Source organism: Methyloprofundus sp. (genome assembly GCF_965251085.1).
In the GTDB taxonomy this organism is placed as follows: domain Bacteria; phylum Pseudomonadota; class Gammaproteobacteria; order Methylococcales; family Methylomonadaceae; genus Methyloprofundus.
The window spans coordinates 3,200,448-3,215,576 of the sequence record NZ_OZ252594.1 but is presented as its reverse complement, the minus strand read 5'-3'; the positions used below and the strand labels follow the sequence as shown (position 1 = coordinate 3,215,576).

At 39.4% G+C, this 15,129-nt stretch carries 13 protein-coding genes; 10 read left to right on the top strand and 3 right to left on the bottom strand.

Annotated features, from left to right (window positions below; translation table 11 throughout):
• Positions 1–269 precede the first annotated feature (269 nt).
• Positions 270–1,160: a hypothetical protein gene (locus ACQY3F_RS14900; protein ID WP_428355714.1), complete on the bottom strand. Its 891-nt coding sequence runs from the start codon at positions 1,158–1,160 to the stop codon at positions 270–272.
• Between the two features lie 357 nt (positions 1,161–1,517).
• Here ACQY3F_RS14900 and ACQY3F_RS14895 point away from each other — a divergent pair, with 357 nt between their 5' ends.
• The 9 genes from ACQY3F_RS14895 (at position 1,518) to ACQY3F_RS14855 (ending at position 10,196) form a co-directional block, all read left to right on the top strand.
• A complete protein-coding gene (locus ACQY3F_RS14895) occupies positions 1,518–2,441 on the top strand; it encodes a branched-chain amino acid transaminase (RefSeq protein ID WP_428357699.1) in 924 nt (307 codons plus the stop codon).
• A gap of 66 nt (positions 2,442–2,507) precedes the next feature.
• A complete protein-coding gene (locus tag ACQY3F_RS14890; RefSeq protein ID WP_428355713.1) occupies positions 2,508–3,014 on the top strand; it encodes a hypothetical protein in 507 nt (168 codons plus the stop codon).
• A 357-nt stretch (positions 3,015–3,371) separates the two neighbouring features.
• The gene (locus ACQY3F_RS14885) at positions 3,372–4,043 is read left to right on the top strand and encodes a hypothetical protein (protein ID WP_428355712.1); all 672 of its coding nucleotides are present in this window, start codon (positions 3,372–3,374) and stop codon (positions 4,041–4,043) included.
• Positions 4,044–4,673: 630 nt separating this feature from the next.
• Complete coding sequence (locus tag ACQY3F_RS14880) at positions 4,674–5,564, top strand: hypothetical protein (RefSeq protein ID WP_428355711.1); 891 nt, start codon at positions 4,674–4,676, stop codon at positions 5,562–5,564.
• A gap of 665 nt (positions 5,565–6,229) precedes the next feature.
• On the top strand, positions 6,230–6,688 hold the full coding sequence (locus ACQY3F_RS14875) for a copper resistance protein NlpE (protein ID WP_428355709.1): 459 nt from the start codon (positions 6,230–6,232) through the stop codon (positions 6,686–6,688).
• Between the two features lie 284 nt (positions 6,689–6,972).
• Positions 6,973–7,506 carry a glycosyltransferase gene (locus ACQY3F_RS14870; RefSeq protein ID WP_428355708.1) on the top strand — a complete coding sequence of 178 codons (534 nt, stop codon included), beginning with the start codon at positions 6,973–6,975 and terminating at the stop codon, positions 7,504–7,506.
• 43 nt (positions 7,507–7,549) lie between these two features.
• Positions 7,550–8,746, top strand: coding sequence for an ISAzo13 family transposase (locus ACQY3F_RS14865; protein WP_428352931.1), 1,197 nt, complete (start codon positions 7,550–7,552; stop codon positions 8,744–8,746).
• A 66-nt stretch (positions 8,747–8,812) separates the two neighbouring features.
• Complete coding sequence (locus ACQY3F_RS14860; RefSeq protein WP_428355707.1) at positions 8,813–9,199, top strand: hypothetical protein; 387 nt, start codon at positions 8,813–8,815, stop codon at positions 9,197–9,199.
• An 82-nt stretch (positions 9,200–9,281) separates the two neighbouring features.
• Positions 9,282–10,196: a glycosyltransferase family 2 protein gene (locus tag ACQY3F_RS14855; RefSeq protein ID WP_428355706.1), complete on the top strand. Its 915-nt coding sequence runs from the start codon at positions 9,282–9,284 to the stop codon at positions 10,194–10,196.
• Positions 10,197–10,431: 235 nt separating this feature from the next.
• On the opposite strand, the gene ACQY3F_RS14850 is transcribed toward ACQY3F_RS14855, so the two are convergent.
• Positions 10,432–12,123, bottom strand: coding sequence for an NAD-dependent malic enzyme (locus ACQY3F_RS14850; RefSeq protein ID WP_428355705.1), 1,692 nt, complete (start codon positions 12,121–12,123; stop codon positions 10,432–10,434).
• Positions 12,124–12,479: 356 nt separating this feature from the next.
• Positions 12,480–13,145 carry a thiopurine S-methyltransferase gene (locus ACQY3F_RS14845; protein ID WP_428355704.1) on the bottom strand — a complete coding sequence of 222 codons (666 nt, stop codon included), beginning with the start codon at positions 13,143–13,145 and terminating at the stop codon, positions 12,480–12,482.
• A 314-nt stretch (positions 13,146–13,459) separates the two neighbouring features.
• Between ACQY3F_RS14845 and rmuC the strand changes: the two genes are divergently transcribed.
• Positions 13,460–15,103 (top strand): DNA recombination protein RmuC, encoded by a 1,644-nt coding sequence (gene rmuC / locus ACQY3F_RS14840; protein WP_428355702.1) that lies wholly within the window; start codon positions 13,460–13,462, stop codon positions 15,101–15,103.
• Positions 15,104–15,129 lie beyond the last annotated feature (26 nt).

Sequence of the window (15,129 nt, the reverse complement as noted above, 5' to 3'; positions counted from 1 at the left end):
AAAAACCTAATAACCACTTAGCTAGACAGGTTAATGAGAGTCAAAATATGGGCTTGCAGGATTTAGGTTGTATATTTCCAGCCAGGCACAAGAGAGGCAGGTATTTGATAAACAACATCATAATAGAACAAGTGTTTTGTAGGATGGGCAAAGGAGGTACGACGTGCCCATCATGTTTTCGTTGATGGGCACGGATGAAGCCCTTTGCCCATCCTACAGTGTTTATTTTGCTATAACTACACAGCATGTCTGAGTAGTTACAATATTTATTACTTTTTATTAAATATCCTGTCAAAAGCACTTTTTATTGTGGCAACGACTTTAGGAAACATCTTGTTTCTTAATGCACCTCCTATGAAAGCCAAGCTATTTAAAGTAAAACCGGAAATAACTTTTATAGTCCGCTGACAAGGTGAGTCGGGATTACAAAACCAGGGGTTATCAATAAACCACATTTCTTTTAACGAGACTACCCACATAAAAGCAAATGATGCTCCCATGCCCGTTCCGGCAACCATAATAAGTGAGGCAAACATGGGCGATAATTTAGTTAACCACCAGGATAAAATATCAACAATCAGAAAGGCATAAGGCATGCCGATCGCGATGCTTTTGTAAAAGCTGGATGCGGTTGTTGAAAAACTAAAAATCAGTCCGACGAACATAAAAATAAAACTGATACCAAATAAATGAATATGCGAAACCCGGGTTAATGAAGCAAATGTCGCACCTTCATCCTGTTTGGCAAGTTCTTTGATATTTTCAAATTCAGTAAAATCAGGAATTCCCGATGCGCCTTCGTTATGGCACATCTGACATTTAGCTTCGATAATTTTCTGCGGTTTTAGGGATGTGTACTCTTTCTCTAACGCACCATCTCGCACCCACTGCATCAGGGCAAACCTTTCTTGTTCTGTGGCTTTATCTTTCATAGAGCCGTTTAACTTGGTCTCCAAAACGGTTCCCGAACGGTTTCCATAATAACTATAAACAATATCATCAATGGATAAACCAAATTTCCCATCTGCCATACCGTGGGTGAATAAAATTTGAATTAAGGCAAAAAGATAGCCAATTGCAACGGTGGTTAAATAGCCTGTAAAGAGAATTTTTACAGGCGTATCCAGTTCACTTAATGTGATTTTTAAGTCTTTTGTCATATTATAAGAAAGGTTGAATATTAGGAAATGCTATTTTATCTGATATATAAAATATCGGGTAAAAATCATTGTTTTATTATGCTGTTTTTTTATGATGCAGACCAATACGCTAAGCGATATAGCAGGAATCACGCTATAATATCGTCTTAACCTAAAAAATCAGTTGCTCACGGTTTCTAGCACAAGCTCTTGATTCCACCGCACTTCCAAAAAATGTCCGCTTAACCTACGGGTGAAGATAACATTTTTTGAAAGTATTATATGAATTCAATATCTTGCACTATAAATTCGCGCTCAACTGATTTTTCTAGGATTAACAAGAAATGAATTTTTACGAATATAGGTACAACACAAATGATGACGATGGACGATAGAGACGGCAAAATCTGGATGGATGGTGAATGGGTAGAATGGCGTGAAGCAAAAGTACATGTACTTACCCATACACTGCATTATGGAGCTGGCGTATTTGAAGGTTTAAGAGCCTATCATACAGATCAAGGTCCTGCTATTTTCAAACTCACCGAACACACGGATCGTTTATACCGTTCAGCGCATATTTTGAATATGAAAATCCCTTTTACTAAAGAAGAGATTAATCAGGCACATCTGGGCGCAGTTAGTAAAAATAATCTGGATAGCGCTTATATTCGTTCCATGTGTTTTTATGGTTCAGAAGGTATGGGTTTACGTGCTGATAATCTGAAAGTGCATGTAATGGTTGCGGCATGGGAATGGGGAGCGTATCTAGGCGCTGAAAGCATGGAAAAAGGTATCCGGATCCGCACCTCATCTTATACGCGAAACCATGTAAACAGCACCATGTGCAAAGCCAAAGCGAATGGCAATTACATCAACTCGATTCTAGCCCTACAAGAAGCATTAAGCGCTGGATATGATGAGGCCTTATTACTGGATCATGAAGGGTTTGTTGCTGAAGGCAGTGGTGAAAATTTATTTATGGTGCGTAATGGCATTCTGTATACACCGGAAACCACGTCTGCGCTAGAAGGAATTACTCGCGAGACAATTCTAACCATTGCTAAAGAACAGGGCCTGGAAGTTATAGAAAAACGCATTACCCGTGATGAAGTGTATGTTGCAGATGAGGCGTTTTTCACTGGATCTGCAGCAGAAGTTACGCCGATCCGTGAATATGATGATCGTCAAATTGGTTCTGGCTCACGCGGGCCGATTACTGAGAAAATCCAGAGTTTATATTTTGATTATGTGCATGGACGTAAAGCGGATCATGCTGAATGGTTGGCGCATGTAAAGTAACCGCATTCATTTGTTTATCTGATTACGTTCAACTTACATCCAGAGCAAAAAAAACTGATAAGCTAAATGAGTCTGCTAATTTTACAAATAGTGATCAAACAATGGGACAAGAGCCAAAGAACAGCAGCCCATGTTTTGCAGCGCGTTAATATTCCAGAAACATACCCGCTTATTTTTCCACCGGCTTTTTATGTTTTCGATAAGCAATGCGTCATAGATCAGCACGGTGATGATATTCAAGGTAACCGGGTAAAATATGCGCTGGGCGATGATGGAAATATATATTTAGATCGATATCGAGTCTGTACCGACGACAAGATTTTTACCTATCATGACGCCAAGTCTGATAGGCCCCCCCGAATAATAGGTTCACTCGATAATCAATGGATACAATGCAAATATAATTGTAGATACAGTATCTTAGAGTCTGATATGTATTATTGGTTGTATGAGGAAGTGACTGTAAATGCCATTTATTTGAGTGAATTTAATGAAAAAGTGTTTGTAAGCGCTGCCCCCCTGATTGTTTATAAAGATATCCATGAGCTGGATATTACAAGGAAGCACAAATAAGCAAACGGGTTTGGAGACTGTAAATTTTCTGAGAATTCTCCAAGAAACAAGCAAGTTAAAAAAGATAATTATCACTAAAAAATTCAGCCGCTAGGAATCCGCAGTCGTGGCCACGCGAAGTATATTATCTCGCTGAATAGAAAAAGCTAAGACCAGGTCTTTCCATAGCGTATTAATATATAATCGAATAATTAGTGCTGTGGTATGGAAAGACCAGGCTGTGACATTAACTAAAATTCAAAGGATTTTTACCCCATAAGTTCACGCCCATGCTGGGCTTACACAAGGAAGTAACATGAAAAAAATTGTATTTTATTGCTATTCTTAAGTTTTTCTCAAACTGTTATTGCTGACAACTTGCAAGATTCAAATAAATTTTTCAATTGGGCAGAGGCAAACTATTCACAATATTTTAACCCGCGAGGAGAAAACACATTTGAAATTGACAATTATTTGGTTCGTTATTATAAGAATACAGATATTTATATTGGTACATTAGGAAAAGATGTCTATATATATGGTGAGATTTTTAATGGATTAAAGCATGTAGGAAGTATTGGAGATTTTATAGATTTAACAAAGACCGAAAGTGAAATAGTCAATAAAATCCAGATAGTTGGGAGTAATGAGTTTATAATTCAAACCAAGGCTTCTTTAGAAATATTAAAAAACCTGGCTCCCATTGAATTTGAAAAAATACAAAAGTATGTTGGCATTATTGAGCAAGGTGAGTTCAGCCATATGTGGGCTTTTGAATCCCCGCCAAGATATGAAGTGAGTGATAAAGACTCTTTCTATTCCTTAAAATGGTACGCTGGAGCAATAGCTCATGAAACTAAACATTCAGAGTTATATCAGGCACACCTTGCTAAGTATGGTCTCCCTGTTCCAGACAGTATTTGGAGTAGTGATATAGCAGAAAAAATCTGTCTAGATCATCAAATTATTGTAATGACGATCATTGGTGCCCCTCAATCAGATATAGATTTTATTAACGGCTTAAGTGCTGACTGTGATATTGGTTGTTAAACGCCTCCTTTATAGAGAGCCAAAGGATGGCTCTCCTACGGTCTTGTGAGTGTACTTATGCTCTAATATAGAACATGCTACGATCATAACTGAAGTCTTCTGAGGCTTAAAAGGCTAGGGGTACAGAAATAATTCCATTAGGGAAACTCTGATATCTTGATCCTAATGGGTGACTGGAGCGCATTGGTAACTTGCGCTAAACACAAAATGAGAAGACGGATGCGTATGATCGATGCATATCATGACAAAACGAGAGAAAAACAGATGCAGGATAGCAAGCATATAAACTGATTCAGTGAGCGTGGTAATTATAAAATCAATTTCTTTTGCCTATTGACATGGGCAGGCTAATAGGTGACTCTGAAGCCTGAAACCGGTCTAATATCTATTAGGATACCTGATTGCTTTTCTATTTATCGGAGCAAATACATGAACATAACATCTGAATTTACCGAGCTGGAACTATTTGATCGTGCACATAGCCCCCGAACAAAACGTCGACTACGGGTTTCGGAGCCTGATGTATTTTACTTTGATTCCACTGATGGTGTGCAACTCCGACTTATGCGTTACCAGGGGGGCAGTAAAGGCCCGGTGTTATTATCCCACTGCATAGGCGTTTCCCAACTTATGTACTCTACAGATACGATTGCCACAAATCTGCTGGAATTTCTTTATGAGAATAATTTCGATGTCTGGTTACTGGACCACCGCTTAAGTATTGAATTGTCTGCTTCTCATCGCCAGTCGAAGATGGATGACGTTGCAACCAGAGACTATCCTTCAGCAGTAAATAAAGTGCTAGAATTAAGCAAAACCAAAAGCCTGCAGATAGTGGCTCATGGCGTAGGGTCCTCTACTTTTACCATGGCTATGCTTGCTGGTCTGCAAGGGGTGCGCGCAGCCGTTTGTTCTCAGGTTTCTACCGACCTTTATGTGCCTTTATTGAATCTAGGCAAATCCTATCTGACACCAATTTCCAGAGCACTGGGTTTCAGAACCATGACGACATACACCGATACTGATGCCTCACCTTTAGATCGCGTCTATAACTGGCTAATCAAAGCTTATCCAATGGAAGCTGAAGAACATTGCAAAAACCCAGTATGTCAGAGGGTGACAGGGCTTTATGGCAATCTATACGAGCATGACCAGCTTAGCCCGGAAACACATAAAGCGATGCATGAATTGTTTGGCGTTGTTAACCTGACCGCCATGGTCCAGCTATCTAGAATTGCTACAACCCGTCATCTGGTCAATGCAGAAGGTGAAGAAGTTTATCTACCACATCTGGAACGCCTGGCTATCCCGATCGCCTTTATACACGGCGCTGATAATGTCTGTGTACTGCCAAAGAGTACAGAAATTACGTTGGATCGCGTTACCAAAGCTAATGGCGCTGAGTTGTATGTGCGCCACCTTATTCCTGATTATGGTCATGTCGACTGCATTATAGGAAAAAATGCCGCTACAGACGTGTATCCATTGATACTTAACCATCTGGAAGGCTCGGATACATAAAAAGCACACTCACGAAGGGGCAGAGGTCTTTCTGTCATGCGTTAAAGAATAATATTACCCATAACCCTCAGCTATACATCGTCATTCCTGCATGCTTTAAGCAGGAATCTAGTCGGATAAGCATAGATTCCCGATAACAGACTTCGGGAATAACGAGGTTTTTAACATACTGATGTTTCAAGCTTTATTCTACTATGGCTGAGAGTTGTACGTAATCAGGTAATATTATGCGATGGAAAGCCCTCTCCTTGCTCAAGTCGCCTGTTTTTACAATCTTGCTGCTGATGTTTTTCTCGTGGTAGAAAACCAATGTATAAAAAGGCTACGTTGATTGGGGACAATAAATACGTGGCAAGAGAAAGAATATATGCCAGAAATGGCAATTGAAGGCGCGACTTTGTTTTGTTTTACAATAACCTTGGCGTATTATACTATTGTTTACGTAGAGCTTGTTTAACCCTTTATCCTAGAAAAATCGGTTGAGTACGGAATTATAGTGCAAGATATTGAGTTAATATAGTACTTTCAAAAAATCTTAGCTTCACCCATAGGTTAACCGGGTATTTTTTGAAGTGCTGTGGAATCAAGAGCTTGTGCTAGAAACCGTGAACAACTGTTTTTTTAGGTTTATTAATAACTCCTTTTTCTTATCAACTGAGAATACAATGAAAACATTAACAATATCCTTAAAACAAAAATTGACGCTAATATTACTTAGTGTTCTTATTGTTTCTATTAATTCGGCTATGGCTAAGTCAGATGACGAGAGCCAAGAGTTTCGTGGTGTTTATTATGGTGTCCTGCCATGTAAAGATAAAGGCTGCCCAGCTATTAAGGCGACTCTATCTTTAAAAAACAGGCAGAATTATCTGTTAGTAACGCAGAAAGCCAAATCTTCCTCACGAGAGTATTATGAGAAGGGAAAATATAGCTGGGATGATGAATCCGGCATTGTAACTTTAGTTGCGCGTAAAGATTCCATTATACGCAAATTTCGCATTAAAAATGAAGCAGCACTTATAATGCTTAGCCCAGAGGGTAAGCCCATGACGGGTGAGCAGCGTCAATATACTCTAGCCAAAAGAGTCGATGAGGACAGTTTACGTGAAGTACATGGCCACTAATGCTATTGACGCCCCTTAAGTTTTACTATTAAAGTCGTGGTCTAGGTTTCGATAGCTTTGATAAATAAGCCTGACCTAGGCCAGTCGGGAGCACTAGATTGCTTTACTCACGAACGCTTCCCCTATCCACATTATAAGCATGCTTACTGTGTAATGTTTACTCCTGTAATCCCCCGTTATAAGCTAAATTAAAAATAGAGGGTTTTGCTGCCCCCAACATATGCCTGGGTGGAACACCGCCTATTGCTGAATAAGGTCGTTTTTTTAATCTGTTATGAATTTTTATGGATTTTTATTGTGTTATTGTTACTTTTAACCCGGATATCGGGCTTTTTCAAAAGGCTTTAAAAAGTATTCTAGCCAGTACAAGACACATAATTATTATTGATAATGGATCCTCGAATATAAACGATATACGTAATATTGAAATGGACTTTAAGCTAATACCCCTAAGCAATAATGTTGGCGTCGCTGCCGCTCAAAATATTGGTATAAAAGACGCTTTGTTATGCGGTGCAGAGCACGTTTGGCTTAGCGATCAAGATACAATATACCCCGATGATTACTTAGATAAAATCTGTCAGTGCATGAAAGAACTGGAGCAAAGGGATGTTAACTATTCTGTTATTGGGCCAGCATTTATAGATACATTCAATGATAAAGTTCAGCCCGTTATTAAATACACTCCCTTTGCTCAAAGAATCATTCCAGAAAAAGGGGTGAATTTTGTTTCCCAGCTGATTTCTTCGGGAATGGTTAGGGAGATGGAAAGAAATAATCATCCAAACGAAGTAAGCTTGTGTCTCAATAATTTATAATAATGAATTCTGAATTTATTCTCACACTAGGCAGATAAGCTTGTTGATATTAACAGATAGCATTATAGGTTGGATTATAAATACAGCCCATCGTTTAAAAGGCTCGGTACGTCGTATATTCATGGCTGAAACGGTGGAGCTACTAGGCTCAGGTGGTGCAAGTATTGCTGAAGAAAAACTAGGATGGAATAGAGGCACTATCCGAAAAGGACAATATGAACTTGAAACTCAGCCCATAGAAGATAATTTTTCAGCGAGAGGGCGTAATAAAAGTGAAGAGCATTTTCCTCATCTACTTGATGACATAAAAAAAATTGCTGAACCGGAGTGTCAAACGGATCCCTCTTTTAATTCCTGTCGATTATATACCCGGCTAACGGCTAAAGAAGTTAGAAAACGTTTACTGGAGATTGATTATTACGATGAAAAAACATTACCTTGCTCAAAAACTATCAATACAAAATTAAATGACCTGAGTTACCATCCAAAAAAGGTACAAAAAACAAAGCCTCATAAGAAAATCAAGGAAACGGATGCAATTTTTGAACAAGTTCATTCAGTCAATGGAATGGCAGATATCAACCCAAAAGAGATTCGTATATCAATTGATGCCAAAGCAAGAATGAATATAGGAAATTTTTCACGGGGAGGACGAAATCGGGTTTTAACAAAAGCAGAGGATCATGATTTAGATGTTAAGGAAAAGTTAACTCCTTTTGGTTTTTATCTGCCTGAACATGATGATTTTTTCCTTTTCTTTACAGCAGGCTATGCCAGCAGTGATTTCATCGTTGACCGATTGGAAGAAATTTGGCCAGAAATTCAAGAAAAATATGGAGTAGATATTCTGACAATTAACGCTGACAATGGTATGGAGAACAGTAGCTCCAGAACTCAGTTTATAAAAAGGCTTGTGGAGTTTGCTGAAAAAAGCAACATAAAGATAAAACTGGCCTACTACCCTCCTTATCATAGTAAATATAACCCAATTGAACGAGTATGGGGAGCCTATGAAAATCATATTAGTGGCGACATAATGGATACAGTTGAAACAACTTTAAAATTTGCCAAAAGTATGACCTACAATGGCAAAGCACCTATTGTTAAATTAACAGAAAAAATATATGAAACAGGAGTAAAGGTAGGTAAAAAAGCAATGAAGACGTATTATCAGTTTGTTGACCGAATGCCATCGTTGGAGAAATGGTTTTTGACCATTTCTCCTGGTTGTTCTGGATGATTATTTCTTTCCATCTCCCTTATTCCAAAATCTGTTTTTGAGCATATAGGCTACAAAAGAGAAGATTTGTTTATTGACTGGGTCGATTTTGAGTGGTGTTGGCGGTCGAAAGAAATGGGCTACAGTGTGGTAGCTTATGGCGATGTTGAAATCAGGCATACTCTGGGGGATCAAATGGTGGTTTTTTTGGGAAGAGAAATCACCTTAAGAAGCCCTGCCAGGCGTTACTTTTTTATTCGCAATGGTGTTTATTTATCGCTTTATTCAAATGCTCTTCCGGTATTAGCTAGAATACAAATTTTTACCCAAACATCTTTATGGATGTTCGTGTATGCTCTTGCCTCTAAAAACCATAAAATGGATTATCTCAAGGCATCTTTATTAGGTTTTTATCATGGCATAACTGCTCAATTAGGATCTAAACCATCATCAAACAAAGTGACTCTTGAATAAAAATCAGCTCACTATACAACCGCATCTGTGACCGCGCAAAGTATACTGGGTGAATTTTGCAGCGAGTCCTTTTTTACCTTCCATGAATAAATCTATAGTGCAGTCTACTCATTTAATTGTTACCTATAATCCACCTGAAAATATTTTTAAACAGCAGCTTGCTGCGCTAAAAGATCAACAGGTGATTATTGTTGATAATGGCTCAGATAGCACATCGATTGATATGCTTAATGCCTGGGTAAATAATCTTGCAGAAAAGAGGCATTTAATTGAGCTTGGGCAAAATCTTGGCATCGCAGTAGCGCAAAACAGAGGGATGGAGCTTGCTAAAGGATTAAGTTGTAAATTTGTTTTGTTATTAGATCACGATAGTATTCCTGATGATGCTTTGCTTCAGCAATTGGTTGAAGTTGCTGACAAACAACTTGAGCAGGACTCGCAGCTCGCGGCAGTAGGAGCGCGACTCATCGATCCCCGTTCAAAAAAAGAGTTAGGTTTTTCATCCATGAGAGATGGCGTCTGGCGCACGTGTCGGTGTGCTCATGGAGATAGGCTACTACCATGCGAATTTTTGAATTCTTCGGGGAGTTTAATATATCTTCCTGCCTGGGAGAAGATTGGGCCCTTTGATGAAAGCTTTTTTATTGATCATGTCGAAACTGAGTGGTATATGCGCACCAAGGCATTTGGGTTCAATGTTTATGGCTCTTGCGAAGGGATTTTACATCATTATTTGGGCGACTCTATTGTCAGGTTCTGGTGTTTTGGCTGGCGAACAATGCCTCATCGTAGCGGTTCCAGACACTATACTATCGTACGCAATAGCTTGTGGATGTATCGCCGTAGCTACGTTCCTTATAGTTGGAAAATAAATAATTTTGCCAAGTTAGTTTTTACACTGGTGTATTTTTCTTTATTCGATAATAAACGCTGGGATCAGTTTTATAATATTCTGCGCGGGTTTTATGATGGCCTGTTTAAATATCCTGCCAGATAGCACTATGTTATGACTGACCTTCAACCTAGAAAAATCAGTTGCTCACGTTTTCTAGCACAAGCTCTTGATTCCACCGCACGTCCAAAAAATGTCCGCTTAACCTATGGGTGAAGCTAAAATTTTTTTGAAAGTATTATATTCATTCAATATCTTGCACTATAAATTCGCGCTCAACTGATTTTTCTAGGTTCAATGGAGTGTTTGATTGTCAGGTCTGCTAACCTCATTCCCTTTGCTACAATTTCTGGCGACGATATTCCCTGTATTCAGGAATCCAAAAATTTTCCTGAATACTCTCTGCTAACTCTTCTTTGCTAAGGGCAGGAGCGACTCCTTCTTCAATGGCCTGCAAACCTACAACCAGAGCAATATCAAGACTAACTTCTCTTATTTTACTTAATGCCGGTAACAGGTTTGTGCCACTGCCATCGACCAGAGGAGAGCAGTCTGCCAAAGCTTCACTGGCAACCATAAACATTTTTTCGGTGACTTGTTTGGCATGGCTGGCAATAACTCCCAAGCCCACTCCAGGGAAAATATAGCTGTTATTACATTGCGCTATTACTAGTTGCTTGCCATTATGCTCAACAGGTGCAAAAGGGCTGCCGGTTGCAACGATAGCATTTCCATCGGTCCAGCGAATAATATCTTTAGGTAAAGCCTCAACATGTGAAGTTGGATTGGAAAGCGGTAATATTATGGGGTTAAGGCAATCAGCATACATTGCCTTGATTACATCCTCAGTCATTAAGTCAGGTTGTCCAGATACGCCAATCAATATCGTAGGCTTACTCTCACGGACTAAATCCAATAAGCTAATAGCTTCGCCATTACTGCTCCAGTTGGAAATTTCTTCGCTATCTCTGGCAAATTTTTGTTGAAAATCTAGCAGATGGTCCATGTCAGAAGTTAACAGTCCATGATGGGTAAACATAAAAATGCGATCCAGTGCCTGTTGTTCACTCAAACCGTGCTTAATCATATGTGCAACAATCTGTTCAGCAATGCCGCAACCCGCTGAACCACCGCCAATAAATACCACGCGCTGGTCTGTAATCGATCTATTATAGGTATGGCATGCTGCTAGCAAAGTACCAACGGTGACCGAAGCTGTGCCCTGAATATCATCATTAAAACAGCAGATTTCATGCTGATATTTTTTTAATAAGGGTGTCGCATTTGCCTGGGCAAAATCTTCAAATTGTACCAAAACCCCAGGCCAGCGCTTTTTAATCCCTTGAATAAATAGATCAACAAAGTCAAAATATTCTTTGCCTGTAATGCGCTCATGTCGCCAGCCCATATACATTGGGTCATCCAGTAACTCTTTATTATTTGTACCTACATCCAGCGTTATAGGCAAAGTATAGGCGGGACTAACCCCTCCGCAACCGGAATAAAGCGCCAGCTTTCCTATGGGTATGCCCATGCCTCCAATGCCTTGATCGCCTAAGCCTAGAATGCGCTCACTATCGGTGACAACAATGACTTTGACATTATTTTTATCCAGATTTCTGAGCATATCCGACATTTTTTCACGATCCGGGTAGGATAAAAACAACCCCCTTTTGCGCCGATAAATACGTGAAAATTGCTGACAAGCCAGCCCGACTGTCGGGGTATAGATTATCGGCATGACTTCTTCAAAATGCTTAGTCAGAAGATTGAAATAAAGCGTTTCGTTAGTGTCCTGAATATTACGTAGAAAGATATGCTTGTTCAGGTCATTTCTAAGGTGAGAAAACTGGTGATATACTCTTTTTTCCTGATCTTCTATGGTTTCAATCGCATTAGGTAGCAAGCCGTCCAGATTAAATTCCTGCCGTTCCTGTGCCGTGAACGCTGAACCTTTGTTGAGCAATGCAGTTTCCAGCAATACTGAGCCTGCATAGGGCGTGAATAATGGACGTTTTTTAATCTTTAGCATTGAGTTTTTCTGTTTATTATGTGGCTTGAGCAGCAATAACAAGCAAAACATATACCTGGCTGAATGAAATTAAGTGATATATTGTGGATGGCTTTGGCTTTCAGCTACAAAAGCGGCGCGCTGAAACGTGGAACTTGCTACTGAATTACCAGGTAATATGTTTAATTAAGCTAATTATTATAAGAGTTTGAAGAGATATAAACTAGCCTTAAACTTAGAAAAATCAGTTGCTCACGGTTTCTAGCACAAGCTCTTGATTCCACCGCACTTGCAAAAAAAGTCCGCTTAACCTATGGGTGAAGCTGACTTTTTTTGAAAGTATTATATTAATTCAATATCTTGCACTATAAATTTGGCTAGGACATCCGGTTTTTTTGTAGTCGATAAACTTTTTCTACTAGATTGCTTAAACCCCGTTGCTGAAAGTTATCATTATTTTGTAAAACATCTTCCGCAAACAGGCGCTCAATGGCATGAGTATCTGCGAATAAATTATGTACTTCATCTTCATCGACACTGAATGGTGGGCCCGACATTTCTTCCTGTGCATATTCCAGTGTGACTAATAAGCTACTCTTTAAATCTGGAGTAATTTTATTCAGGTGTAGAACATATTGCTGGCGCATCTCTGCTGGTAGAGCTACCAGTGCGGCTCTATCATATATTGCTGTACAATCAGTCAGATGATCACTACTGAGGTCGAAGAAATCACCCAGGTAAATGCTAAGATTATCGGCTTGCCAGAGCTGAAAAATACCACAGTCAGTGACTTTTGCCTGTAATTTGTTTGCTGAAAAAAATTGTTCTACTGCGAGTGGACTAATTTCTACACCGACAACTTGGTGACCCAGGGACAGCAACCATAATATATCTCTGCTTTTTCCACAAAGAGGTACAAATATCTTATTACTCAAAGGGGTTTGGAGAGTCTTCCAGAATTTTTGTAAATGTCCGTTTATGTCATGTTCGTGGAAGCCAATCTGGTTTTTCTCCCACCTTTCCAGCCAAAAATTTGCGTGCATTATATTACCTCTTGTTTGTGTGATGGTTTATTATAATTGATAAACCCCCAATAACTTTGGTCAGTCGGTTTAATTTAGGGCTTAGACGTTGTTAATTACGAAGAGCTGACCTGTAATAGGGGAAAATCTGTGCACCAAATTTTGCGAGAATTAATCAATGATTTTAAAGTCTCGTGTAAGGCTTTGCCCGCATGGCCTTACAATATCGTGCCAATATGAAGGCTATGGGGCGATTCATACTATCGATAGCTGATATTTTGGGTGTGTCGCCAGCACTAGGCGAGCAATAAACATTACTTTAATAAACTATATGAATGAACCAATTAATTAATGATCCAATCCTGGTGTTTGCAGCAATAAGCGCTTGCCTGCTGATTATCTGTCTGTTGTTGCTGTTTTTTATATTGAGCAAGGTCAATGCATTGTCCCAATCCAATGCAGAGCAAATCAAGCTGGAATTAGTTAGTTTGCTGCAGCAAAATGAAGAGACACTAAAAGACGGTTTAATTGATTCACGTAAAGAATTACGCGATGTCAGCGCGGATAATCGCCGCGAAATACATGAATTATTTAATCGTTTTCAAGATACTTTATTAAAACGCGTAAGTGAAAATAGCGGTGAACAAAACCGCCAATTAGAAGCGTTTAAAATTTCACTCAATACTCTATCAGAAAACTTAATTAGCAATTCTTCTGAGCTTAAGCGCAGCGTAGGTTTGTCATTTCAGGAAACCAGTGAAGCCTTAAATAGAAAGCAGGATGAATTCAGGGAAAAAACGCAGGAAAAGTTAATTGCTTTTGAGCAAAGTATTAAAAATGATGCCAAAGATAATCGCCAGGAATTAAATGCCAGCCTTAAATCATTTGAACAAAAATTCTCTCAGGTTATTAAAGAATTTACGGAGCAATTAAAGCAGAAATTTGCTGACCTGAATTCCCAGCAACTTAGAGCAAGCCAGCAGGCAAAAAATAGCATTATCGAAATCCGCGAAGCGATTGAAAAACAATTGAAAGCTATTCGAGAGGATAATACTCAGCAGCTGGGCGAAATGCGTAAAACAGTGGATGAAAAGCTGCATGAGACACTGGAAAAAAGATTAGGTGAATCTTTTAAGCTGGTAAGCGAACGCCTTGAACAAGTACATAAGGGATTAGGTGAAATGCAAAACCTGGCGGTCGGCGTCGGTGATTTGAAAAAAGTGTTATCCAATGTAAAAACTCGCGGAATCCTCGGAGAATATCAATTAGGTAATATACTCGAGCAAGTGCTCAGCCCTGACCAATACGGTATCAATGTTGCAACTAAGAAGAATAGTCAGGCAAATGTCGAATATGCCGTCAAATTGCCAGGTAAGTCCGATGAAAAAACGGTCTGGTTACCTATTGATTCTAAATTTCCTCTAGAAAGCTACCAGCTTTTACTGCAAGCTCTGGAGGAAGGCAATACGGTTAAAATAGATTTGGCTCAGAAGCAGTTATTGAAGGCTATTGAAAGCTTTGCCAAGGACATTAGTACAAAATATATTGATCCACCGAATACTACCGATTTCGCGATTATGTTCTTGCCGGTAGAAAGCCTATATTCCGAGGTCTTGCGTCATCCGCAATTGTTTGAAAAATTGCAGCGCACTTACCGCATTACCATTACCGGTCCGACAACTTTATCCGCTTTGCTTAACAGTTTACATATGGGTTTTAGAACCCTGGCTGTACAAAAACGCAGCAGTGAGGTCTGGAACGTGCTGGCTGAAGTGAAAACTGAATTTGTTAAATATGCAGGGCAATTGGAGCGGGTACAAAAACAATTGCACACCGCATCAAGCTCTCTGGAGACTTTGCAATCGACACGTACTAGTGCAATGGAGCGTAAACTACGTGGCGTAGAGACGCTGGAAATTGACAAACCCAAGGAGACTATAAAAATGATGGATAACCCTACTGATAACCGAGAGGCCTAAAGGCATCAGAACTTATTCGTCTAGTT